The 22,341-nt window shown below is 66.0% G+C and carries 19 protein-coding genes; 12 read left to right on the forward strand and 7 right to left on the reverse strand.

Going from position 1 to position 22,341, the window contains the following annotated elements:
- Positions 1 to 2 precede the first annotated feature (2 nt).
- Genes BLU38_RS24555 through BLU38_RS24570 form a run of 4 tightly spaced genes read left to right on the forward strand, consistent with a single transcriptional unit; the run spans position 3 to position 3,671 of the window.
- Entirely contained in the window at positions 3 to 1,109 is a 1,107-nt protein-coding gene (locus BLU38_RS24555) for an ABC transporter permease (protein ID WP_231920019.1), read from the forward strand.
- A gap of 9 nt (positions 1,110 to 1,118) precedes the next feature.
- Positions 1,119 to 2,015 (forward strand): ABC transporter permease, encoded by an 897-nt coding sequence (locus BLU38_RS24560; RefSeq protein ID WP_091528427.1) that lies wholly within the window; start codon positions 1,119 to 1,121, stop codon positions 2,013 to 2,015.
- Positions 2,008 to 2,829: an ABC transporter ATP-binding protein gene (locus BLU38_RS24565; RefSeq protein ID WP_231920020.1), complete on the forward strand. Its 822-nt coding sequence runs from the start codon at positions 2,008 to 2,010 to the stop codon at positions 2,827 to 2,829. The genes BLU38_RS24560 and BLU38_RS24565 overlap by 8 nt, the downstream gene beginning before the upstream one ends.
- Positions 2,826 to 3,671, forward strand: coding sequence for an ABC transporter ATP-binding protein (locus BLU38_RS24570; protein WP_091528430.1), 846 nt, complete (start codon positions 2,826 to 2,828; stop codon positions 3,669 to 3,671). Before BLU38_RS24565 ends, BLU38_RS24570 begins: the two co-directional genes overlap by 4 nt.
- 3 nt (positions 3,672 to 3,674) lie before the next feature.
- Here the strand turns inward: BLU38_RS24570 and BLU38_RS24575 are convergent, their stop codons facing one another.
- Positions 3,675 to 4,565: a helix-turn-helix domain-containing protein gene (locus BLU38_RS24575; protein ID WP_091528433.1), complete on the reverse strand. Its 891-nt coding sequence runs from the start codon at positions 4,563 to 4,565 to the stop codon at positions 3,675 to 3,677.
- 94 nt (positions 4,566 to 4,659) lie between these two features.
- Here BLU38_RS24575 and BLU38_RS24580 point away from each other — a divergent pair, with 94 nt between their 5' ends.
- Positions 4,660 to 5,586: a phytanoyl-CoA dioxygenase family protein gene (locus BLU38_RS24580; protein WP_091528435.1), complete on the forward strand. Its 927-nt coding sequence runs from the start codon at positions 4,660 to 4,662 to the stop codon at positions 5,584 to 5,586.
- Between the two features lie 3 nt (positions 5,587 to 5,589).
- On the opposite strand, the gene BLU38_RS24585 is transcribed toward BLU38_RS24580, so the two are convergent.
- The gene (locus BLU38_RS24585) at positions 5,590 to 6,597 is read right to left on the reverse strand and encodes a LacI family DNA-binding transcriptional regulator (protein ID WP_091528437.1); all 1,008 of its coding nucleotides are present in this window, start codon (positions 6,595 to 6,597) and stop codon (positions 5,590 to 5,592) included.
- A 161-nt stretch (positions 6,598 to 6,758) separates the two neighbouring features.
- Here BLU38_RS24585 and BLU38_RS24590 point away from each other — a divergent pair, with 161 nt between their 5' ends.
- The 4 genes from BLU38_RS24590 to BLU38_RS24605 all read left to right on the forward strand — a co-directional run bounded on the left by BLU38_RS24590 (position 6,759) and on the right by BLU38_RS24605 (position 11,625).
- The gene (locus BLU38_RS24590; protein WP_091528440.1) at positions 6,759 to 7,967 is read left to right on the forward strand and encodes an exo-alpha-sialidase; all 1,209 of its coding nucleotides are present in this window, start codon (positions 6,759 to 6,761) and stop codon (positions 7,965 to 7,967) included.
- Between the two features lie 10 nt (positions 7,968 to 7,977).
- Positions 7,978 to 8,973, forward strand: a complete 996-nt coding sequence (locus tag BLU38_RS24595) for an ABC transporter permease (protein ID WP_231920021.1) — start codon at positions 7,978 to 7,980, stop codon at positions 8,971 to 8,973.
- Between the two features lie 104 nt (positions 8,974 to 9,077).
- Positions 9,078 to 9,962, forward strand: coding sequence for a carbohydrate ABC transporter permease (locus BLU38_RS24600; protein WP_231920022.1), 885 nt, complete (start codon positions 9,078 to 9,080; stop codon positions 9,960 to 9,962).
- Between the two features lie 34 nt (positions 9,963 to 9,996).
- Entirely contained in the window at positions 9,997 to 11,625 is a 1,629-nt protein-coding gene (locus BLU38_RS24605) for a type 2 periplasmic-binding domain-containing protein (RefSeq protein WP_091528443.1), read from the forward strand.
- Between the two features lie 70 nt (positions 11,626 to 11,695).
- On the opposite strand, the gene BLU38_RS24610 is transcribed toward BLU38_RS24605, so the two are convergent.
- On the reverse strand, positions 11,696 to 12,328 hold the full coding sequence (locus BLU38_RS24610; protein WP_091528445.1) for a TetR/AcrR family transcriptional regulator: 633 nt from the start codon (positions 12,326 to 12,328) through the stop codon (positions 11,696 to 11,698).
- Between the two features lie 141 nt (positions 12,329 to 12,469).
- On the opposite strand from BLU38_RS24610, the gene BLU38_RS24615 reads away from it, so the two are divergent.
- Together BLU38_RS24615 and BLU38_RS24620 are read left to right on the forward strand one after the other, a co-directional pair.
- Positions 12,470 to 13,864, forward strand: a complete 1,395-nt coding sequence (locus tag BLU38_RS24615; RefSeq protein ID WP_091528448.1) for an MFS transporter — start codon at positions 12,470 to 12,472, stop codon at positions 13,862 to 13,864.
- Positions 13,861 to 15,066, forward strand: a complete 1,206-nt coding sequence (locus tag BLU38_RS24620; RefSeq protein ID WP_091528451.1) for an FAD-dependent monooxygenase — start codon at positions 13,861 to 13,863, stop codon at positions 15,064 to 15,066. Before BLU38_RS24615 ends, BLU38_RS24620 begins: the two co-directional genes overlap by 4 nt.
- Positions 15,067 to 15,088: 22 nt before the next feature.
- Here the strand turns inward: BLU38_RS24620 and BLU38_RS24625 are convergent, their stop codons facing one another.
- The 3 genes from BLU38_RS24625 to BLU38_RS24635 are packed head-to-tail and all read right to left on the reverse strand — an operon-like array spanning position 15,089 to position 19,325.
- Positions 15,089 to 16,165, reverse strand: a complete 1,077-nt coding sequence (locus BLU38_RS24625) for a glycoside hydrolase family 43 protein (RefSeq protein WP_091528454.1) — start codon at positions 16,163 to 16,165, stop codon at positions 15,089 to 15,091.
- Positions 16,162 to 17,664, reverse strand: coding sequence for a sulfatase family protein (locus BLU38_RS24630; protein ID WP_091528457.1), 1,503 nt, complete (start codon positions 17,662 to 17,664; stop codon positions 16,162 to 16,164). The genes BLU38_RS24625 and BLU38_RS24630 overlap by 4 nt, the downstream gene beginning before the upstream one ends.
- Positions 17,661 to 19,325, reverse strand: coding sequence for an arylsulfatase (locus tag BLU38_RS24635; RefSeq protein ID WP_197679849.1), 1,665 nt, complete (start codon positions 19,323 to 19,325; stop codon positions 17,661 to 17,663). The genes BLU38_RS24630 and BLU38_RS24635 overlap by 4 nt, the downstream gene beginning before the upstream one ends.
- Before the next feature lie 68 nt (positions 19,326 to 19,393).
- Between BLU38_RS24635 and BLU38_RS24640 the strand changes: the two genes are divergently transcribed.
- Positions 19,394 to 20,797, forward strand: coding sequence for a sulfatase-like hydrolase/transferase (locus tag BLU38_RS24640; protein WP_091528463.1), 1,404 nt, complete (start codon positions 19,394 to 19,396; stop codon positions 20,795 to 20,797).
- Positions 20,798 to 20,810: 13 nt separating this feature from the next.
- On the opposite strand, the gene BLU38_RS24645 is transcribed toward BLU38_RS24640, so the two are convergent.
- Complete coding sequence (locus tag BLU38_RS24645) at positions 20,811 to 22,313, reverse strand: ABC transporter substrate-binding protein (RefSeq protein ID WP_091528465.1); 1,503 nt, start codon at positions 22,311 to 22,313, stop codon at positions 20,811 to 20,813.
- Between the last annotated feature and the right edge of the window lie 28 nt (positions 22,314 to 22,341).

Below are 22,341 nucleotides of genomic sequence, written 5' to 3' on the forward strand. Positions count from 1 at the left end.
CGGTGACCACGTCGACCGCCTCGTCCCAGCAGGATCGGGACGAGCGGCCGACAGAACCCCCGTCGGGTCCGATCGTCTCGATCCGGTCGGTGCTGGCACGCCATCCGTTGGCGGCCTACGCGCTGCGCCGGTTCGGCCTCTACCTGATCGAGTTGTGGGGAGCGCTGACGATCGCGTTCTTCTTCTTCCGGATGATCCCGGGCGACCCGATCCAGACGTTCATCCAGACCCTGCAGCAGAACTACGTCTACAACCAGCAGGCCAGCGCGGAGGTGATTGCCCGCTACCGCAAGGAGTTCGGCCTCGAGGGCAACGTCTTCACCCAGTATCTGCACCACATGAAGAAGTTGATCTTCGAGCACGATCTCGGTCCGTCCTTGATCAACTATCCGACCCCGGCGCAAGACGTGATCATGCAGTCGCTGCCCTGGACGATCGGACTGCTCGGGATCTCCGCGGTGATCGCCTGGGTGCTCGGTCTCGCAGCGGGTGCGCTCGCCGGTTGGCGGCGCGGCAAGCTGGGTGCCGAGATCTCCACCAACCTGGCGATCATCCTGGGCCACGTTCCGTTCTACTTCGTGGCCCTGATCCTGGTCTACGTCTTCGCCTACACGCTGGGGCTGTTACCCGCGAGATCGGCCTACGACTCCAACATCCCGATCGGGTTCTCGCCATCGTTCCTGCTCAGTCTGCTGCAGCACGGATTTCTGCCGGCGTTGTCGATCGTGATCATCGGCATCTTCAACTGGCTGCTGTCCACCCGGATGCTGATGATCCCGGTGCTCGGTGAGGACTACTTGACCTACGCCGAGGCCAAGGGATTGAAGCCCGGCCGGATCCTGAGCCGCTACGCGCTGCGCAACATCTACCTGCCGCAGGTGACCGGCTTCGGGATCTCACTCGGCTTCATCTTCAACGGCAACGTGCTGGTCGAACAGTTGTTCAACTATCCCGGACTCGGCAGCACTCTGGTGACCGCGATCACCCAGCTGGACTTCAACACCATCCTCGGGGTCACCGACATGGCCATTGTCTCGGTGTTGACGGTCAACCTGGTGCTCGATCTGCTGCTGCCGTTGCTCGACCCACGCGTCAAGTACTGGCGCTGAGGAGGATCCATGGCAATCTCAACAAGCGTGACCCGCGTGCTGGCCGCGCCGGTCCGTACGGTCCGTAGCAGTCCGAAGCTGGCCGGCGGCCTGATCATCCTGGTGGTGTTGGTGATCCTGGCCCTGCTCAGCCCGTTGATCAATGCGGTGATCGGCGGCGGGTCCGATCCGGTCGCCGTCGCCGCCTATCCGAAGTGGCAGGTCCCGTCCGGAGCACATCCGCTCGGCACCGATCAGCTCGGCCGGGACGTGCTCGCGATGACGTTCGGCGCGATGTCGGTCTCGTTGCGGATCGGTGCGGTCGCCGGTGTCGTATCCACCGTCGCCGGCGTGATCGTCGCGTTCGTCGCCGGTTACAAGGGCGGCTGGGTCGACGCCGTGCTGTCGACCTTCACCGGCATCCTGCTGGTGATCCCGACCTTCCCGCTGCTGATCGCGTTCAGTGCCTATGCCCGTGAGGTGACGCTGTTCCAGGTCGGCCTGATGCTGTCGATCTTCAGTTGGCCGTTCGCGGCCAAGATCATCCGGTCCCAGGTGCTCAGTCTGCGGACCCGGCCCTACGTCGAGCTGGCCAAGGTCAGCAAGGCACGGGACATGGAGATCATCGTCACCGAACTGCTGCCCAACCTGGCGCCGTTCATCGGTGTCGGCTTCGCCTCATCGGCGCTCGGAGCGATCTTCGGCCTGGTCGGGCTGGAGGTGATCGGACTCGGCCCGGGTGGCGTGATCGACCTCGGTCACATCATCTACGCCGCGATCACCACCGGTGCCCTGACCTTGGGCGCCTGGCCGATGTTCGTGGTGCCGATCGGCCTGCTGACGCTGCTGTTCGCATCGCTGAACATGATCAACATCGGGTTGGAAGAGGTCTACAACCCGCGGCTGAGGGGAGTCACCGGTGAGTGAAACGGACGACAACGTCTTGGAACTGTCCGGTCTCGAGGTCGGATACGCGACCAGTGAGGGGATGGTGACCGCCGTCGACAAGGCCGACCTGGCGGTGCGTCGAGGGGAGATCCTCGGCATCGCCGGCGAGTCCGGTAGCGGCAAGAGCACGATGGCGGTGGCGTTGCTGCGGCTGTTGAAGCCGCCGGGCCGGGTGCTCGGCGGCAGCATCACCTTCCGTCCGAAGGACAAGGCGCCGGTCGACCTGTTGAAGGTCCAGGGCCAACAGCTGCGGACGTTGCGGTGGAGCAATCTGTCCTATCTGCCGCAGGGCTCGATGAACTCGCTGAATCCGGTGATGCGGATCAAGGACCAGTTCGCCGACGTGATCATCGAGCACGCACCGGCCCGGCGGTCGGAGATCGACCAGCTGGTGCCGCGACTGCTGGAACAGGTCGGGCTCGAACCGCGGGTGGCGCGGATGTATCCGCACGAGTTGTCCGGCGGCATGAAGCAACGCATCCTGATGGCGATCTGCATCGCCCTCGAACCCGATGTGATCGTGGCCGATGAACCGACGACCGCACTGGACGTCACCATTCAGCGGGTGATCCTGCAGAGTCTGGCCGATCTTCGTCGCGACTTCGGGGTGACCTTGATCGTGATCTCCCACGACATGGGCGTTCATGCCCAGCTGGTCGATCGGGTCGCGGTGATGTATGAGGGCAAGCTGGTCGAGGTCGGTGACGTCCGGCAGATCTTCAAGGATCCGCAGCACGAGTACACCCGGAGCCTGATCGACTCGATCCCGAGCATCGGCAAGGAGGCATCATGACCGAGACCAGTCGAGCCGGAACCGAACAGCGGATCGAGTTGGAACATGTGGAGCAGCGATTCCATGCCCGGGGGACAGCCGACGGCTTCATGACCGCGGTGGACGATGCGAGCTTCTCGCTGACCTCGGATCCGCCGCGGGTGGTCAGCCTGGTCGGCCAGAGCGGCAGCGGGAAGAGCACGATCGCCCGCAACATCCTGGGCTTGCAGAAGCCGACCGGCGGACGGATCACCTTCAACGGAAGGGACATCTTCTCGTTGTCCCGCACCGAGCGTGACGAGTACCGGCGCAATGTGCAGCCGGTCTTCCAGGACCCGTACGCGATCTTCAATCCGATCTACCGGGTCGACCGGGTGCTGTGGAAGGCGGCCAAGGCGTTCGGGCTGGCCAAGACCCGGGCGGCGGCCGACGAACTCTTCGAGGAGTCGCTGTCGGCGGTCCGGCTGGATCCCGGCAGAGTGCTGGGACGCTATCCGCACCAGTTGTCCGGAGGGCAGCGACAGCGGGTGATGTTGGCCAGGGTGCACATGCTGCGACCGGCGTTCATCATCGCCGACGAGCCGGTGTCGATGCTGGATGCCCAGGTTCGCAAGTTGTTCCTGGACATCCTGCTGGACTTCAAGCAGCAGTATCAGATGACCACGCTGTTCATCACCCACGACCTGTCGACGGTCTACTACCTGGGCGGCGACGTGATGGTGATCACCAAGGGTGAGATCGTCGAACGCGGTCCGGTCGCGACGGTGATGCACGAGCCGTCCCATCCCTACACCCAGCTGCTGTTGGATTCGGTGCCGCGCCCCGATCCCGACCAACGCTGGACCGACCGGATCACGGTCTGATCGTCACCGGATCGGCCCCGCCAGTCGATGCGCGATCGGCAGCAGTCCCGCGTCGCGCACCGGCTGGTACGGGTCGATCTCCTCACCCTGCTTGCGAAAGGCGCCGGGTCGCAAGCCGTAGACCCCGGTGAACCGCCGGGAGAAGTGGTAGGCGTTGGTGTAGCCCGAACCGGTGGCGATCTCGGCCAGTGACTGATTGCTGCGCTGGAGTGCGACCGCGGCCCGGGCCAGCCGGATCAGTTCCAATGCTCGCGCCGGTCCACAGCCGTATCGATCACGGAACAACCGGTGCAGATGGCCGGCCGACAGCCCGGTGGCGGTCGACAGATCATCGACGGTCACGATCCGTACGCCGTCCAGCCACACCCGCCGGACATGATCAACAGCGGCACTCAGGTGTCGGCCCAGGTCGGACTCGGCGCCGCGGACCGGCCCGTCCAGGAAGACCTTCAGCAGCAGCGTCAGCACCTCGACGGCGCGCTCGATGGCGGCCGGGTCGTCGCGTTCAGCGAGCTCGATCAGGTAGTCGCACAGACTCGCCAGCAGCGGCACCTCGGCGAAGTCCCGAACCGCCGGCCAGCCAGTCCCGGCCATCCAGCCGGACGCGTCGCCGTCGCCGGCGAGGTCGAGGTCGAAGTGCACATAGGCATGTCGGGAGGCCCGGTCGGGGTCCCAACGCAGCCGATCCCGCATCCCGACCGTCGCCAGCGCGAGCATCCCCGGACGGAGCACCATCTGGTCGCTGCCACCCGCCCGCTGCCAGTCCCAGGTCGCCGAACCTTCCAACAACCAGACGAACTCCCAGCTGTGCAGCACGCGGGGTCCGAAGACGGCACCCGGTGGATAGTCGGCCAGCAGCACCTGACTGCTCGGTCTCACCGACAGCGATGTCATGAATGGATATTAATGCGCCAGGATCTGCCATTGCTCGGTGCGGGGAGATCTGCGAGTTTTGGGCATGTATTGCCGATGACCCGAAGGGACTGCCATGACCACCACCGCCGCCGAAGGGCTCCGCCTGTTCGACTCCGCCGATGCCGATTTCGTCGCGGCCTTCCAGCGCGACGGGTTCGCGTTGCTGGCCGATGCCCTGAGTCCCGAGCAGGTCGACGAGGTGAACGCCGACGCGCTGCGGCTGTGCCGTGGTGATCTTGGTGAGATCACCTTCCGTGGTCCCGACGCGCAGGCGATCCTGCAGCGTCAGGAGGCTGTCCGCGGTGCACTGTCCGACGACGAGGCGGTACTTCGGCAGTATCTGTGCATCCACTACCCGCACAAGGTCTCGGCAGCCTGTGCCGACGCTCTGGCGGCGCCGCGGATCGTCGATGCGCTGACCGGGGTGATCGGACCGAACGTCAAGGCGATGCAGTCGATGCTGTTCATCAAGTCCGAGGGCAAGCCGGGGCAGGCCTGGCATCAGGACGAGTTCTTCATCCCGACCCGGGATCGTTCGCTGACCGCGGTCTGGATCGCGCTGGATGACGCGACGGTGCAGAACGGTTGCCTGTGGGTGCTGCCCGGATCGCACCGGCGCGGTGTGATCTATCCCGAGCGGGAGCAGGACGATCCGCGCTTCGACTGCAGCACCGAGGCCTTCGACTTCCCCTACACCGATGACGATGCGGTGCCGGTGGAGATCCCGGCCGGCACCGCGGTGATCTTCAACGGCTACCTGTTGCACCGCTCGCTGCAGAACTCCGGGCAGCACGGTTACCGTCGGGCGCTGGCCAATCACTACATGAGCGCGGAGTCGCTGCTGCCGTGGCATCCGCCGAAGCAGGGTGAACACATGGCGATTGCCGACTACCGCGACATCGTCATGGTCGCCGGTGAGGATCCCTATGCCTACAAGGGGACCGAGGACATCGCCCGCCCGTCCTCCCGGCCGGACAAGGAGGGCGGCTGCGACCGCTGATGATCAGCGGTCGGTGCTGTCCCGTTCGAGGAGTTGGGCGGCGACGATCTCGTGGCGACCCGGACCTTCGTAGCCGCCGATCCGATCATGGAGCAGCCGGAGTGCAGTCTCCGCGATCGCCGTCTTGTCCGGTTCGACGCTGGTCAGCGGCGGCCACAGATGCCGTGAGATGATCAAGTTGTCCCAGCCGGCGACCGCGACGTCGGCCGGGACCGCAAGTCCTCGAGTGTGCAGGGCGTGCAGCGCGCCGGCGGCCAGCGCGTCGTCGCGGCAGACGATCGCGTCGAAACCGATACCGGCCTCGAGCGCCGCGGTGACAACGCGGAAGCCGTTGTCGGCGGAGTAGTGGTCGACGGTCAGCCGCAGCCGTGGGTCCGGTCGGAGCCCGGCGGTACGCAATGCCGTGCGGTAGCCGTCGAAGCGTTGGCCGGTGGTGTGGGTCAGTCCCGAGCGTTCCGCTCCGAGGAATGCGATCCGCCGGCAGCCGCGCTCGATCAGATGACGGGTGATCTCCGTGGCGGCTGCGACGTTGTCGATCATGACGTGATCGACCGTGGCCGGCGCCGGTCCTTCACCGAGCAGCACCAGAGGAAATCCGGGTCGTTGACCGGCGAGGTCCTCTGGCGTCAAGGACACCGGGTGGAAGATGACGCCGTCGACCAGACCTCGTTCGCGCTCTTGGAGGATCGCCAGTTCGTTGGTGCGCGCACCGTGGGTCTGCTCGATCACCACCCGGAGATTCTGCTTGCGGGCAGCCTGGTCGAGACGGTTGGAGAGCTCGGCGAAATAGGCAACGGTGACCGATGAGACGGCCACCGAGATGGTCCCGGTCTGCCCGGTCGCCAGCCGGCGGGCAGTGACATTCGGCCGGTAGCCGAGTTCCTCGATGGCTGCCCGCACCCGGGCGCGCGTCGCCTCCGACGCCGACCCCGTCCCGTTGACGACGTTCGAGACCGTCTTCATCGACACTCCCGCGCGGACCGCGACGTCGGTCAACCGCGGTGTGCTCATCTGGCCTCCCTGGCGTCCGATGTGCGGCCGATCGTATCCGAACGCCGAGGGGTCCGGAGCAGTTGCCGCAACGGCATCCTGCGGCGGGTGCTTGACAACAAGTACAGCGCTGTACCAACCTAACTGCCGAACCCCGAACACTTCTGACAAGGGAGCCAGAAATGACGTCACTCGAACACCGGATCGCGCGTCGTCGGCTGCTCGCCGGCTCGGCGGCGGTAGCGGCCGGTGGGGCTCTCGCGGTCGGCAAACCGGCTCCGTCGCGCGCGGTCGGACCGTCTGCTCGGCGTACACCGTCGCTCGAACTGGACTCCCGCAACTACGTCGAACTCGACGCCGACTTCCTGAATACCCAGACCGCGCATTACCCGCGGATCAAGAAGCTGCCCGACGGCCGGTACATCCTCTTCTATCAGACCACCCAGCACTCCTGGAACGTCTACTGGACGACCAGCTCGGACCTTCGGCACTGGGAGAAACCGCAACTGCTGTTCGAGACCCGCAAGATCCTGGATGGTGCTGACGACCTGTGCTTCGCCACCGCGGACGGATGTGTGCTGGACAACGGCGACATCCTCGCGGTCTGCTCGTTCCGGGCCAACCTGCGCTTCAGCAGTCACATGGAGCTCGACGGTCTGGTGCTGCGCCGCAGCACCGACAACGGTCGCAGCTGGGGGCCCGAGCAGCAGATCTACATCGGCGCGAACTGGGAACCCTTCGTGCACCAGACCGACACCGGCGAGGTGCAGGTGTACTTCACCCACAGCGCCCCCAAGGTTGCCGTCGAGAACACCAAGGGATCGACCGGGGTGGCGATCATCCGCTCGCGCGACCGCGGCCGGACCTGGACGCCGGACGTGCGCGACTATCCGTACGCCGCCGATCGGGTCGCCCAGCAATACACCCGCACCACCGACGCAGGTGTCAAGATGTTCACCGACCAGATGCCCAGCGCCCTGCAGATCCGACCGGGTGGCCACATCGCATTGGCGATGGAATCCCATCTGGCCGATGGCAACTACATGATCTCCTTGGCCCACACCAGCCGGAACTGGCCGGACAAGCTGGCCATGGACGAGAACGGACCGGCCGATCGCCAGGACAATCTCTTCCTCGGGGCCGGTCCCTACCTGGCTCGCTTCCCGTCGGGTGAGTCGGTGCTGGCCTACAACCAGGCGTCACGGCAGCGTATCCGGCTCGGTGATCGCGAGGCCCGCGAGTTCGGTGATCCCGAGGCATTCCTACCAGGGAACGGATTCTGGGGATCGATCGAACTCGCCGGTCCCCGGCAACTGGTGACGACAATGGCCAACGTCCGCTCCGACGGAAACAAGATCATGATCGGCGTCCTGGATCTGGTCAAGCGGTGATGGGTGCACAGTGACGATCCAGGAGAGGGCAACGCCGCCCGTTGATGTCGACACCACCGAGCCCGCGCCGCAGCCGAGCGTGCCGGGGCGGCGTCGGGTGCCGTTCGGGGCGCGGTTGTGGCGGGATTATCCGGTGTTGGTGTTGGCGGTGCCGGGGATGTTGATCATTTTGGCGTTTCAGTATTACCCGTTGTACGGGAATGTGATCGCGTTCCAGGATTTCCAGCCGTATCTGGGGATCGGTAAGAGCCTGTGGAACGGTGTGGAGAATTTCGGTGTCATCGTGAACGGTGATCCGGAGTTTGTGAACGCGGTGAAGAACACTCTGGTCTTGACGGTGATCCAGACGGTGATCGTGTTCCCGGCGCCGATCGTGGTCGCGATCGTGTTGCACACGTTGTTGTCGAACAAGGTGCGGCAGTTGGTGCAGTCGATCCTGTATCTGCCGCATTTCATGTCCTGGGTGATCGTGGTAGCGATCTTCCAGCAGGTGTTGGGCGGGACCGGGATGATCAACAACTGGCTACGTGGGCACGGGTTGGACGCGGTCCATGTGATCGGTAATGCCGAGGCGTTCCGGGCGTTGTTGACCTCGCAGGTGATGTGGAAGGACACCGGGTGGGCCACGATCTTGTTCCTGGCGGTGTTGTCCCAGATCGATCGGTCGTTGTATGAGGCGTCGGCGGTGGACGGGTCGTCGCGGTGGCAGCAGATCGTGCATGTCACGTTGCCGGGGTTGAAACCGATCATCATCTTGTTGCTGATCTTGAAGTTGGGTGACTCGTTGTCGGTCGGGTTCGAACAGATCATCCTGCAACAGCCCGCGGTCGGGACCGATGCCAGTGAGGTGTTGGACACCTACGTCTACAACAACGGCATCCTGGGCGGGGCCTGGGGTGTGTCGGCAGCGGTCGGGCTGGTCAAGGGCGTGATCGGTCTGGCCCTGGTGCTGGCGGCCAACAAACTGGCCCACCGGCTCGGCGAGGAAGGGATCTACCGCGGATGACCACCACACCCACCATCGGACCGGACCAATCGACCCGGCCGGGACGATCATCGCGGCCGGACCGATCGTCGCGGCCCGACCAGCGTAGGCGGAGACGGCCGGCGGTGATCGATGGGATGCCGACCCCGGGCTGGCCCGAACGCGTGGTCAAGGGCGTCTTCCTGACCATCATCTGTGCCCTGGTCGTGTTGCCGTTCATCGGGGTGATCTCGACCAGCCTGGCCACTCCCGAAGAGGTCAACCGGGCCGGCGGGTTCGTGATGTTTCCCACCGGCGGCATCGACCTCACCGCCTACGAATCGATCTTCGCCGGTGGCACCGTCACCCAAGCCCTGCTGGTCTCCGGCTTCATCACCGCGGTCGGCACCGCCATCTCCCTGGTGTTGACCTGCACCCTGGGCTGGGCGTTGAGCCGACGCGGCACCATCGGCAACAAAGCGTTGTTGATGCTGGTCCTGATCAGCCTGTTGTTCAACCCCGGCCTGATCCCGACCTACCTGGTGGTCCAACAATTCGGCCTGCTGGACAGTCTGTGGTCAGTGATCGTGCCGACCTGTGTCAGCGCGTTCAACGTGATCGTGGTCCGGTCCTTCTTCACCGGCCTGCCCGCCGAGATCCTCGACTCGGCCCGGATCGACGGCGCCTCGGAATGGAAAATGTTCCGCCACATCGGCATCCCGTTGTCCAAAGCCGTGATCGCCGTCATCGGCCTGTTCTACGGCGTCGGCTACTGGAACAGCTTCTTCAACGCCCTGCTCTACATCAACGACGCCAGCAAATGGCCCCTCCAACTCGTCCTCCGCACCTACGTCGTCAACGGAGTCGAACTCGGCGGCCAAGACCTCGGCCTGGGCAACGAAGCCCTCCCACCCCAAACCACCATCCAAATGGCCATCCTGATGATCTCCATCATCCCCATCCTCTGCGTCTACCCCTTCATCCAACGCCACTTCGCCAAAGGCGTCCTCACCGGCGCCGTCAAAGGCTGACCCAACCCCCGTACCAGCACGAGATAGGACACCAATGACGAAGCCCAGTGCCCGGACGCTATCGCGGAGGACGTTGTTCGCTGCCGGTGCGGCGGTCGGTCTGTCCGGCGCCCTGGCCGGTTGCTCCAACGAAGGACGCGGCGGGGTCACCGGGGCCAACGACGCGGCTGCGAAGTCGAAGGTCCGGCCGGCCTACATCCCCTACCAGGGTGTCAAACCCGACATGTCCGGGGCCGAATACAACATCCCCGACGCCTTCAACAAATACCCCGCCGAGCCGGTCCAGGCGATCGACGCTCCGCCCGGCGACGGGCAACCGATCCGTGCGACGTCGTACACCAACACCCCGATCCCACCCAAGCTGTCCCAGAACAAGTTCTGGCAGCAGCTCAACAAACGGATCGGATCACCGCTGGAGGTCGACCTCAGCCCGTCGGTGGACTACAACAAGAAGTTCGCCACCGCCGTCGCCGGCGACCAACTCGGCGACCTGTTCATGATCGGCGGCATCCCGCAGAAGCCACAGATGCTCGCAGCCAAGGCCGTCGACCTCACCCCACACCTGGCCGGCGACAAGATCAAGAAATACCCCTTCCTGGCCAACCTCGACGACACCGCCTGGAACTCGGCGATCTTCGACGGCAAGATCTACGGCATCCCGATCCCACGCGGAGCGATCAGCACGATGGTGTTGTATGCCCGCCAGGACATCCTCGACGAGCAGGGACTGTCGGGGGAGGTGCAGAGTGCCGACGAGTTCGTCGAGCTCTGCAAGGAGCTCACCGACAAACGGAAGAATCGCTTCGCGCTGGCGGATGTGCCGGAGCTCTTCGTCCAGAACATGTTCGGCATCGCCAACGGCTGGACCGAACAGGACGGCAAGCTGATCAGCAGCCGTGAGGATCCGGCGCAGGAGGATGCCTTGGCCCTGCTGGCGAAGCTCTGGAAATCGGGCTACATCCACCCCGATGCGTTCACCGGACAGAACCAGGATCGCAAGACCCGGTTCGGCAACGGGACCGGGCCGTTGGTGCCGGGCACCTTCAGCGGGTGGCCGGGATTCCTGCAGGGCATGGACAAACAGGGCGAGCTGGCGGTGATGGCGCCGCCGGCGCACGACGGCTCGGGACCGGGTCACACCTGGCTGGGGGCTCCGGCGCTCTCGGTGACGGCGATCAACAAGAAGGCCGAAGACCGGGTCGAAACGCTGCTCTCCTACTTGAACTATCTGGCGGCACCCTTCGGAACCCGTGAATACCTGTTCAACAGATTCGGCATCAAGGGTGTGGACTACGAAGAGGTCGACGGCAATCCGGTGCTGACCGACAAGGGCTTCAGCGAGACCCAACTCTGTCTGGGTTACCAGGCGGACGGACCCTGGACGATCTTCCTGCCCGGGCGCGAGGGAAGTTCCGCAGCGTGCTTCGACGCGATGAAACAGATCTGCCCCGATTCGCTGGCCAATCCGGTCGACGGGATGTATTCCGAGACCGAGAACCGCAAGGGCCCGCAGCTTGCCACCAAGCTCAGCGACCTGACCGGTGAGATCGTCCAGGGCCGAAAACCGGTCTCGGCGTGGGCGCCGGCGGTCAAGAACTGGAGGGCCGACGGCGGCGACAAGATCGCCGACGAACTCTACGCCGCACTCAAGTCCTCCCGCTGAGCCGAGGGCATCAGCCGGCGTGCTTCTTCGAGGCGGCAGTCGATCAGATCGCGGTGCACGAGCGGCCCGGTCAGGCTGCCCGATAGGCGCGCAGGAAGGCCCGCACGCCTTCCACGATCAGTGGCCGGACGCGGCTGTCCTCCGCGGCGTTGGCTGAGCCGAGTCGATCGATGGTGACCCGGAACGTCAGGGCGATGAAGTGATCGGCAGCCAGACGTGGATCCGGCACATCCAGCAGGCCGGCCCGGTCGAGAGCGGCGAAACGGTCCGCGATAGCTTCCTCGGGCGCATCTGTCAAAGGGCGGTCCTCCGGGGGCGGTAGCCGGTCGGACCCGGTCCGGGCCAGTCGCTGCAGCGTGGAGTACTCCGCCGAGTCGAGCCAGTCCGTGGCGATCCGCATCGAGAACGTGATCAGTGCAGGCTCCAGGCCGGCAGCGTCGGTGACATCGTCCATGGTGTCGGTGAGGGTGCTGCGGATCGTGCCGAGTAAGGACTGGCCGACCCCCTCGAACACGGCCTGGAGCAGGGTTTCCTTGTCACCGAAGTAGTCGTACAGCGTCCGCTTCGACACCCCGGCCCGCGCCGCGATCGCATCGACACTCGACCGGTCGAAGCCGTCGGCCACGAACATCCCACGGGCGGCAGAAAGGATGGCCGACCGCTTCTCAGCCGATCCCGTACGCAAGGTCTTCTCGGTGGGCATGGGCAGAGCCTATCAGTGACTACACTGCACGGTGTAGTGTAGAAGTGATCACTCCTCATCCCCCGACGCGGCGTCGCGTGAGCGATGCGTGCTGCGCAACGCTTGCGCGCTGATCGCGACCAAATCATGGAGAAGGCCGCTATGTCCGAGACCCTGGTTTCCCCCGTTCGCATCGCACGGCCCGCGATCGGTGCGCTCGGCCTGCTGGCGCTCGCGCTCGGCACCCTGCAAACGGTCGTCGACCCGGCCCGCCCGCTGCTGGAGCGAGAGCTGGGGGTCGATTCGGCCGGCGCGGCGCTGATCGTCAGCACCCTGCTGATCACCGGCGCGATCGTCGCCCCGATTGCGGGCAAACTCGGTGATCGGTACGGCGGCAAACGGGTGCTGCTGGTGCTGATGGCGCTGGTCTCGGCCGGTGGCGTGGTCTCCAGCTTGGCCCCGAACCTGCCGGTGCTGTTGGCGGGTCAAACACTGCAGGGCGCGATGGTCGGAGCCTTGCCGCTGTCATTCATCCTGGTCCGCAAGAATTTCCCGCCGGGACAGACGCAGGTGGCGATCGGGGTGGTCAGCGCGCTGTTCACCGCCGGAGGAGTGATCGGCACGCTGATCGCCGGGCCGTTGGCCGAAGGCCTCTCCTGGCATTGGATCTTCGCCGCACCCACGATCGTGATCGTCGCCGCGACGGCGGTGGTCCTCCGACTGATGCCGAACGATCCACCGAGCGAGCAGGACACCCCGATCGACTGGCTCGGAGTAGCGCTGTTGAGTGCCACCCTGCTGGCACTGATGCTCGCCCTGCTGTTGCTGATCGGCGGCGGCGTTCCGCTGCTCGCCGTCGGTGCCTCCGTGCTGATCGTGGCCGGCCTCGCTGTCGCTTGGGTGGTGGTCGAACGTCGGGCGGTCGCGCCCATGGTCGAGCTGCGGATGTTGGCCGCGCCGGCCATCTGGAGTGCGGCTGTGCTCACTGTCGGCGTCGCCGCGATCTCGGCGATGCTGCAGACACTGGTCCCCAAGATGTTCGAAGTCTCCGCAACCGGCTACGGCTTCGGGCTCGGGACCAGTGAGATCGGACTGCTGATGTTGCCCGCGTCCATTGCCGGCGTCCTGGCCGGCTCGGTCGGTGGCGTGGCCGTCCGACGATTCGGGCCGCGCCCGGTACTGACCGTTGCCGTGATCGCCACCGCGGCCGTCCTGGTCGCTCTGGCGCTGCTGCACGACTCGGTCTGGCAGCTTGCCGTGCTGCGGGCCCTGGCTGCCTTCGTCGGCGGGCTGGCCACCACGGCCCTGCTCGCCAACACCGCCACCGCGGTCGAGGCCAAGGACACCGGCATCGCCACCAGTCTGTTGGTGATGATCCGGTTGGTCGGTGCCGTCGTCGGCGGTCAGGTCGCCGGCTCGATCCTCTCCGCCGGAGGTGATCCGACTTCGGGAGTGCCGGCCGAATCGGCTTTCGTCACGGGATTCGCCATCGCCGGCGCGATCGCCGTGCTCTCGCTGCTCGCAGTTCGTCACATGAAGAAGGGAACCCAGGCATGACATCTGTGCAGAACAACGCAAACCGTACGGTGCTGATCTCCGGCGCCAGTATCGCCGGACCTGCCCTGGCCTACTGGCTACACCGGTACGGATTCAGGGTCACGGTGGTCGAGAAGGCCGACGCGCCGCGCGCCGGCGGCTATCCGATCGACGTTCGCGGGACTGCGATCGAGGTGGTCAGACGGATGGGAATCCTGCCGCGACTCCAGGACGTCGACATCGCCTCACGGCAGTTCACGTTCCTGCAAGCCGATGGCAGCGAGGTGGTTGTGGCCAACCCCGCGGCCGTGGCCGGCAGCGCGGCGGGTCAAGATCTCGAAGTGCGGCGCGGCGACCTGACCGATGCCCTCTACTCGACAGTCCGTGACGAGGTGGAATTCCTCTTCGAGGACTCCATCGACACCCTCGACCAGTCTGACGATGAGGTCCGGATCACGTTTCGCAGCGGCTCCCGTCGAATCTTCGATCTGGTTGTCGGCGCGGACGGCATGCACTCCCGTACCAGGTCGTCGGTGTTCGGTCCGGAGGAGCGGTTCGATCGCTATCTCGGTTACCGCTTCGTCGTGTTCACCATGCCGAACATCCTTCAGCTCTCCCACGAGCTGATGATGTGGAACACGCCCGGCAGGGCCGCTGCCCTGTACGCCACCGGCGGGCACAGCGACGCCGTGCACGCCTTCCTCAATTTCCATCAACCGCAGCAGCCACGGGGAAGGTGGAAGGATCCGGCAGCACAGCGAGAACTGGCGGCGGGCATCTTCGCCGATGCGGGCTGGGAGGTACCTCGCATCATCACGGCCATGAACGAGGCCGACGACCTGTTCGCCGACAGCGTCGGACAGATCCGGATGCCGAACTGGTCGCACGGTCGGGTGTCCCTCGTCGGCGACGCGGCGTTCGCTCCCTCGTTCCTGACCGGCCAAGGCTCCAGCCTGGCCTTGGTCGGCGCCTACATGCTCGCCCATGCGCTGGCGACGAACTCCGATCACACCGCCGCGTTCGCCCGCTACGAGACCGGTACCAGAGAGTTCGTAGCCATGAACCAGGCACTGGTCGACACCGGTGAGGCAACGCTCTTCCCAACCACCCAGCAGGCATTGGAGCAACGCAACGCCCGGCTCCGAACCATCACCAGCATGCCTCATTCGACGATCAGGCCGGCGCACTCGGCGCTGACGTTGCCCGAACCGCTCGATCGGTGATCGGTGGGCCGACCGCGAATGCTCAGGTCCGGAGCGGGCGAAGGAATCGCGGGACCGCCGGCGTCGCGCCGTCGTCGCCCCAGGTGAGGACCGCGGCATAGACGACCCGCCGTTTGGTCGGATCGGTGACCTGACCAGCACCGGCACAGGGCGTGGTGGCGCCGCCACAGACCCAGCCGTGCAGGATCAACCGGTCGACGTCTGCGTCCTCGCCCGATCCGTTGCTGGCGGTCACGTCGGCACCGCCCGGCCCGCACAGTCCGGTGTTCGCCTGATCGAGCAGCACCTGCTCGGCCTTGTCGGCGAAGGACCACGGGTCGGAGGAACGGCGCCAGACCGTGGCATAGCGACATTGGTCGTACCAGTTGGCTGACGCGAACAGCAGATACTGATCGCCCCGCTTCACCAGCACCGGGTTTTCGATGCTGTCGTCATGTCTGATCAACTCTGCGCTGGCCGAGCCCGCGACGTGTCGACCGTCCTCGGACAGTTGCACCATCCGGATGGTGCCCGGGGCCTTCTGGGTCTTGTAGAGCAGATAGCGCGTCCCGTCGGTGTCGACGAAGGGGGACGGATCGATCACACCGGAGCCGGCGACCGGGCGGTCGGCTGCCGGATCCTCACCGTCGAGTACCGGACAGATCAGCGGCCGGTCCGCCGGTGTGAACGGACCGTCGATCGTCTCGGCGATCGCGGTCCCGATGCAGCGCTGGCCACCGAAGTCTCGGGCGATCAGGGCGTAGTAGAGCACCCAGGCGCCTTCGGTCTGCACGAGGTCCGGCGCCCAGACCGCGCCGGTCCCGGACGCCCACGCCGGCCACCGGGTCAGGGCATTGCCACCGGTGCGCCAGCGGCCCTGCGGCGTCGGAGCGGACGCGGTCCGGGCCAGACCGCCGGTGCTGAGGATCTTGAACTGATCGCCGTCGGTCGCGACGCCGGGATCGGCTGCCTCGAAGCTGGTCGGGTTGTACACCGGCTGCGGCACCGTCGGGCCGGCACTGGCCGTCCGGGGCATGCCGACGGCGGCCGTTCCGACGGCGAGCAGGACGATGATCAACGCCAACATCGGCAAGGAGTGGCGGCGTTGCTCGAAGATCATGACGGTGCCTTCCGGGAGAGGGGGTGTCCGGACGCTGTGCGCAGTTGCTCGGCCACCTGAGGAAAGACGTCGCCGACCTCCGCTGCGAGCCGTTCCCGGTCGATGGCGACCAGCTCCGGGCACTGCCCGGCGATGTTGTTCAGCTCGGCCGGATCGCTGCGGTGGTCGTAGAGCTCGTCGACGTCGTCGCTGCGGTAGATGTAGCGATGATCATGGTCCCGGATCGAGAGATTGATGGTGTCCGGGCCGAGTCGGAATCCTGCCGGGTCGCGATGCTCGCCGTGGGCGTCCTCGGAGTTTCGGTCCCAGAGCACGGATTCGGTGATCACGGCGTCCCGACCGGACCCTTCGTCGGCGAAACTGATGCCGTCGATGCCAGCCGGGGTAGCGATCCCGGCCAGATCGAGCAGGGTCGGCGAGAGGTCCGGCATGGTATGCAGCGCGGAGTCCCGACCGCTCAGGCCATCAGGATGGGTGATGATCAACGGGATGTGCACCGACTCCTCGTAGTGCAGCAGGTGTCCCTTCTCCATCAGCCGATGGGCGCCCATCATATCGCCGTGGTCGGAGGTGAAGACGATGATCGTGTTTTCCAACTCGCCGCGCCGTCGGAGCAGCTCGACGATCACCCCGACCTGGTCGTCGACCATGCTGATCATGCCGTAATAGTGGGCGATCACCTCCCGCCAGCCGTCCTCGTCCAGATCGACGAAACGCCGGGCGAAATGTGAGCGACGTACCTCCTTGGGCAGATCGTCGAAGCCCCGCTGCCAGCTGGCCGGTAGCTCGATCGCCGACCGGTCGATGATCGTGTCGTACGGCCGCGGCACCACCATCGGGAAGTGCGGCGCATTGAACGAGCAGTAGCCGAACCACGGCCGGTCGGTGGGGGAGCCGTGGAGCACGTCGGCGAACTGTCGGGTCTGCCACGGCTCGAGGTAGTGCTCCAACGGGATGGACGCCGTCGTCCGATGCGGACCGGCCGGATCCCGCAGCCCGGCGACGTCCTCGGCCGTCACGTTCTCGATGTGGTCGGGCAGCAGCCGGAAGCCGTTGGCCCGGGCGTAGTCCCGGTAGGCGGGGATGTAGCGCCCACGATCCTTGCCGTCCAACACGGCCGGGATCGCCGCCTGGGCAGCAAATCCCATTCGTGCCGGAGTGCTGCCCGGCAGATGCCACTTGCCGACGTAGAACGTGTGGTACCCGGCGTCGGCGAACCAACGGCCGAGCCCGCGGTCGGCGAGGTCGGGACGGATCCCGCGCCAGTTGCCGAGGACGTGATGATGGCGCGGCATCAGCCCGGTCATCAGGCTGGTCCGGGACGGACAGCACAACGGAAACGGGGTGTACATCCCGTCGAACACCCGACCTCGTCCGGCCAGCGAGTCCAGATGCGGGGTCCGGGCAGCGGGGTTGTGCGTACAGCCCATGGTGTTCCAGGACTGCTCGTCACTCATGATCACCAGCACGTTGGGACGTCCCGGCGCGGCACCGGTCATCGACGCCGACTCGAGACGAAGTCCTTGACCACCAGCAACGGACGGTCGCCGCCGGTCGCCGCCAGCACCTGATCGCGAGGCTTCACCTGGCAGCGGTCGGCCCAGTCCTGCCAACAGCGGGCCATCACCGCGACCCGATCCGGATGCCGTCCGGCAAGATCATCGAGCTCGGTACGGTCCCGGTCCAGATCGTAGAGCTCCCAGTCCAGACCGTGCTTGCGGACCAGCTTCCAGCGACCCGCGCGGACGGCGGCATTGCCTTCGTGCTCGAAGAAGAGCGGGCGTTGCGGAGTCGGCGTCCCGCGCCAGGAACCCAGCATCGAGGTTCCCTCCGGCGGCAGCAGGTCGCGGCCGGGATACTCCGCGGGATAGTCGACACCGGTGGCTTCCAGGACGGTGGCCAGCACGTCGGGCAGCTGGTGCGGGTCGTGGTCGATGCCTGATCGCAGACCACCGGCCGGCCAGTGTGCGATGAACGGCGTCGCGATGCCACCCTCGTGCACCCAGTGCTTGTACTCCCGGAACGGGGTGTTGGACAGGTTGGCCCAGGGTTTGCCGTAGGAGGCGAAGGTGGCCGGCCCGCCCGGCTCGACGCTCGGATCGTTGCCCCGACGGACCCGCTCGCCGTCCGCCGTCCGCAACGGGGTGTGTAACGGCGGGTGCGGGAGTTCGTCGACCCAGCCGGGGGCGAACTCCTCGGCGCAGCCGCCGTTGTCGGACAGGAACATGATCAGGGTGTTGTCCAGTTGCCCGGTCTCGGTCAGCGCGTCGACAACCCTCCCGACGGCCGCATCGAGTAACTCCACCTGTGCGGCGTAGACCTCCATCCGGCGGGTCTGCCATTCCTGATCAGCGACCTCGTCCCAGGCGACCACCTCCTCGTCGCGCTCCGACAGCGGCCAGGCGTCGGTGATGATGCCGGCGTCGATCAGCCGTTGTCGGCGGCGTTCACGCAGGACGTCCCATCCGTCGTCGAAGGCGCCACGGTAGTGCTCGACGATCTCCTCCGGAGCATGCAGCGGCCAGTGCGGTGCGGTGAACGGCAGATACAGGAAGAACGGATCGTCATGATCAACGGCGCCGGCAGCTCCCCGGTCGCCGTGGGCCGCGTGCTGGGTGATGAAGGAGGCGGCCTCGTCGCCGAGCACGCTGGTGAAGTAGAAGTCCTCGCCGATCTCTGCGGGTTCTTCACCACGGGTCAGTGTGACGGGCTGGTAGTAGCTGCCGGCGCCGGCGAGGATGCCATAGAAGTCGTCGAACCCGCGCCGGGTCGGCCAGGCGTCATGCGGCTCATGGACCTTGCCGGTGAGGTGCCATTTGCCGCGCATCGCGGTCCGGTAGCCCTGCGCACGCAGGATTTCAGCGATCGTGACGCAGCGCTGGTTGATCGTTCCCGGGTAGCCCTGTGGCCCGTCGTCGTGGGTGAGCACGCCGATGCCGGTCTGGTGCGGGTGCAGTCCGGTCAGCAGCGAGGCCCGGGCCGGCGAACACCGCGCGGTGTTGTAGAACTGCGACATCGCGACGCCGTCGGCGGCGAGTCGGTCCAGATGTGGGGTGCGGATCTCCGATCCGTAGCAGCCGAGATCGGAGAAACCCATGTCGTCGGCCATGATCAACACGACGTTCGGGCGTCGCGCACGGGTCTGGGAAGCGGGCGGCACTGCGGCTCCTGTCCAGTCATTGACGAGGCACTTCACAGCGGACTCTACATCGTTGTAGAAAGGGTGTCATGGATCGACCGACACTGGTATTGATCACCACGGATCAATTGCGGGCCGACGCCCTCGGATGCTTCGGCGGGCGGGCCGTGGCGACACCGCACCTCGATGCGCTGGCTGCCGAATCGACGGTGTTCGATCAGGCCTACACCGCCAGCCCGTACTGCCTGCCGAGCCGGTCGTCGATGATGACGGGCTGCTATCCGCACCGGCATCGGGCCTACAGCAACTTCCGCGACGTCCGGCTGTCGCCGTCCGATCCGAACCTCTACAACACGTTGAGCGGGTTGGGCTACCACGTCACCCATGTCGGCAAATGCCACTACGCACCGGTGCCCTACGGCCGGACCCGACCGGACGAAACGCAGCCGTACCAGGATTTCCGGGACTACTACCTCAGCCTCGGCATCGACGACCTCGACCTGCAGGACGACAAACAGGTGTCGGTCTGGTTCCGCGACGACTACGCAGCCGATCTCGACGCGGCCGGCCATCTGCAGGCCTATCGGGATGCGGTCTGGGATTCCGAAGCCGCCAAGGTCTTCACCTTTCCCGGGCCGGCCGAATGGCATCCCGACGCCTGGGTCGGCCGCAAGGCCTGCGAACGGATCGCGGCAGCCGACCAGCAGACGCCGCAGTTCTTCTGGATCTCGATCAGCGGCCCGCATTTCCCGTTCGATCCGCCGCAGGAGTATCTGGATCGGGTAGACCTGGACGCGATGGGGGAGCCGCGGACCTTCGGTGAGTTGGAGGACCCGCAGCGGATCCACTACCGAAGTCTGCACGCGGCGCCGCCGCAATGGATCGAGAGCGGTCGCAACGATCGGTACACCGACGACTACTGGCGGCGATTGCGGCAGCACTACTTCGCCAACGTCGCATTGATCGATGATCAGATCGGCGCCATCCGGCAGAGCCTGGCCGACAGGTTCGGCGACAACGTGATGATCATCTTCACCCCGGACCACGGCGAGATGCTCGGCAATCATGGGATGTGGGGCAAGGGGCACTGCTTCTACGACGATGTCCTCAAGGTGCCGCTGATCATGCGCCGGCCCGGCGGCCGGGCCGCCGGCACCCGCAGCGATGACCTGGTCAGTCTGATCGATCTCTATCCGACCTTCGTCGGTGCCGCGGGCGGAGACCGTCCCGAGGTGGACGGCGTAGCACTCACCGCACCCGATCGAGGACACCCGTTCGTGCTCAGTGAGGGGGAGCGGATGAGCGTCGTCTCCGACCGGCGCCACAAGCTGGTCTCCATCCAGCATCAGGGCCAGGAGTTCACCGAGATGTTCGACCGGGACGCCGATCCCGACGAGATCGGCTCGATCGCCGGTGACGATCGACACGCCACCGTCGAGCGAGACCTGCATTCCCGGATCGCCGGCTCACTGCTGGGTGCGGCACTGGCCTGACATGGGGAATTGATCAGCGGGAATACATCGAGCTGGTGAAGTCGGTGCGCGGCTTCCAGGAGCCGAACGCATAGGAATCCGCCGAGACCGAGGCGCCGGCCGCCTTCGCCTTGGCGATCGCCTGCTCACGGTCCGCGGCGGTCGCGTCGCTGAGCTTCTTCAGCGCGCCCCGGACATCGGTGACGTCACCGGAGAAGACGCCCTGCACGATCTCGCCGAGACCGGGCTTGATGTCCTTGGAATGACGGGCGACCTGCTGCACGTCGGCGTTCTGCAGAGTGGCCTGCGGAGCGATAAAGACACAGTCCTGGTAGGACGCGATCAGCCGTCGCCACGGCTCGATCGCCTTGGACTTCTCGATCGCGGTCAGATCGTAGGGCGGCTGCGCCATCGCGTCGGCGATCGCGATGTTGTACTTCTCGCCGGGCAGGTAGGACAGCAGCCGGCTGCAGGCGTCACCCTGCTCGGCGGCCGAGCTGACGTAGTAGTTGCCGCCCTGCCGGCCCCGGTAGGCGACCAGCTCGTGGGACGCGTCGGGCACCAGCATCGGTCCGACGTCGAGCGATGTCAGGAACTGCGGCATCTCGGTCTGCACCGTCCCCGAGCACCACGGTCCGTCCATGTAATAGCCGGCGGCACCGGCCGCCCAGCGGGCCCGGGCGGTCTGATCATCCAGGCTGGACGCACCGGGAAAGACCAGCTTGTCGGTCTGCAGCGATCGCAGGAATTCGATCACCGCGAGGTAGGCCTGGTCGTGGTAGGCGACCTCACCGGTGCGGAACAAAGTGCCGTCCAGACCCTCGAATCCTGCAGCCTGGGCCATTGCGTTCACCTGCTCGCTGAGCCGCCCGGTGTGGCCGAGCGCGAAGATGAAACCGAAGCTGCCCTCGTTGGCCGCCATCACCTTGCGGCAGGCGTCGCGGAACTCGTCGTAGTCGGTCGGGGGCTGTCCGATGCCGGCCTTGTCGATGAAGGACTTGTTGTACCACTGCGCGGCGACATACTGCTTGTCGGCGAAGATCGGAAAGCTGTAGATCTTGTCGTCGAAGACATGCAGGCCGTCGACCAGCCCGTCGTCACCGAACCGGTCCCGGACGTCCTGCTCCCATTCGATCGGCTGGAACCAGCCGTCGGCGATCAGTGCGGGGATGCTCAGCTCGAGCCCGGCGGTGCTGTGGATGTTGGGAAGTTGCTTGCTCTGCTTGGCCAACTGCAGTGTCTGCCCGAGCTTGGCGGTCTGCACGTAGGTGTAGTCAACGCCGATGCCGGACTCCTTGGTGAACGCGTCGTAGGCGGCGCCGTTCGCCTTCTGCAGATTGACGTTGTGATCCCACCAGGTGATCGCGCCCTTGCCGCCGTTCTGACCCTTGCCGCCGTTCTTGCCGGCGCCGCCGGGGAGGGTGCCCGGTCCGGTTGGCCCGCCGTCGGAACAGCCGACCAGGCCGGCAGCTGCCAGCCCGGCGGCGCCGCCGAGCAGGGCACGGCGGCCGAGGATGTGTGGTGTGGGTCCGGTCATCTCGGGTCTCCTGGTGAGGGGTGCGGGG

It is taken from the genome of Microlunatus soli (genome assembly GCF_900105385.1).
Lineage (GTDB): Bacteria > Actinomycetota > Actinomycetes > Propionibacteriales > Propionibacteriaceae > Microlunatus > Microlunatus soli.

Coding starts and splice junctions, on each gene's coding strand:
- BLU38_RS24590 (WP_091528440.1), top strand. CDS start 6,759: ATGACGTCACTCGAACACCGGATCGCGCGTCGTCGGCTGCTCGCCGGC.
- BLU38_RS24610 (WP_091528445.1), bottom strand. CDS start 12,328: ATGCCCACCGAGAAGACCTTGCGTACGGGATCGGCTGAGAAGCGGTCG.
- BLU38_RS24605 (WP_091528443.1), top strand. CDS start 9,997: ATGACGAAGCCCAGTGCCCGGACGCTATCGCGGAGGACGTTGTTCGCT.
- BLU38_RS24640 (WP_091528463.1), top strand. CDS start 19,394: ATGGATCGACCGACACTGGTATTGATCACCACGGATCAATTGCGGGCC.
- BLU38_RS24615 (WP_091528448.1), top strand. CDS start 12,470: ATGTCCGAGACCCTGGTTTCCCCCGTTCGCATCGCACGGCCCGCGATC.
- BLU38_RS24630 (WP_091528457.1), bottom strand. CDS start 17,664: ATGACCGGTGCCGCGCCGGGACGTCCCAACGTGCTGGTGATCATGAGT.
- BLU38_RS24570 (WP_091528430.1), top strand. CDS start 2,826: ATGACCGAGACCAGTCGAGCCGGAACCGAACAGCGGATCGAGTTGGAA.
- BLU38_RS24625 (WP_091528454.1), bottom strand. CDS start 16,165: ATGATCTTCGAGCAACGCCGCCACTCCTTGCCGATGTTGGCGTTGATC.
- BLU38_RS24620 (WP_091528451.1), top strand. CDS start 13,861: ATGACATCTGTGCAGAACAACGCAAACCGTACGGTGCTGATCTCCGGC.
- BLU38_RS24585 (WP_091528437.1), bottom strand. CDS start 6,597: ATGAGCACACCGCGGTTGACCGACGTCGCGGTCCGCGCGGGAGTGTCG.
- BLU38_RS24575 (WP_091528433.1), bottom strand. CDS start 4,565: ATGACATCGCTGTCGGTGAGACCGAGCAGTCAGGTGCTGCTGGCCGAC.
- BLU38_RS24645 (WP_091528465.1), bottom strand. CDS start 22,313: ATGACCGGACCCACACCACACATCCTCGGCCGCCGTGCCCTGCTCGGC.
- BLU38_RS24560 (WP_091528427.1), top strand. CDS start 1,119: ATGGCAATCTCAACAAGCGTGACCCGCGTGCTGGCCGCGCCGGTCCGT.
- BLU38_RS24580 (WP_091528435.1), top strand. CDS start 4,660: ATGACCACCACCGCCGCCGAAGGGCTCCGCCTGTTCGACTCCGCCGAT.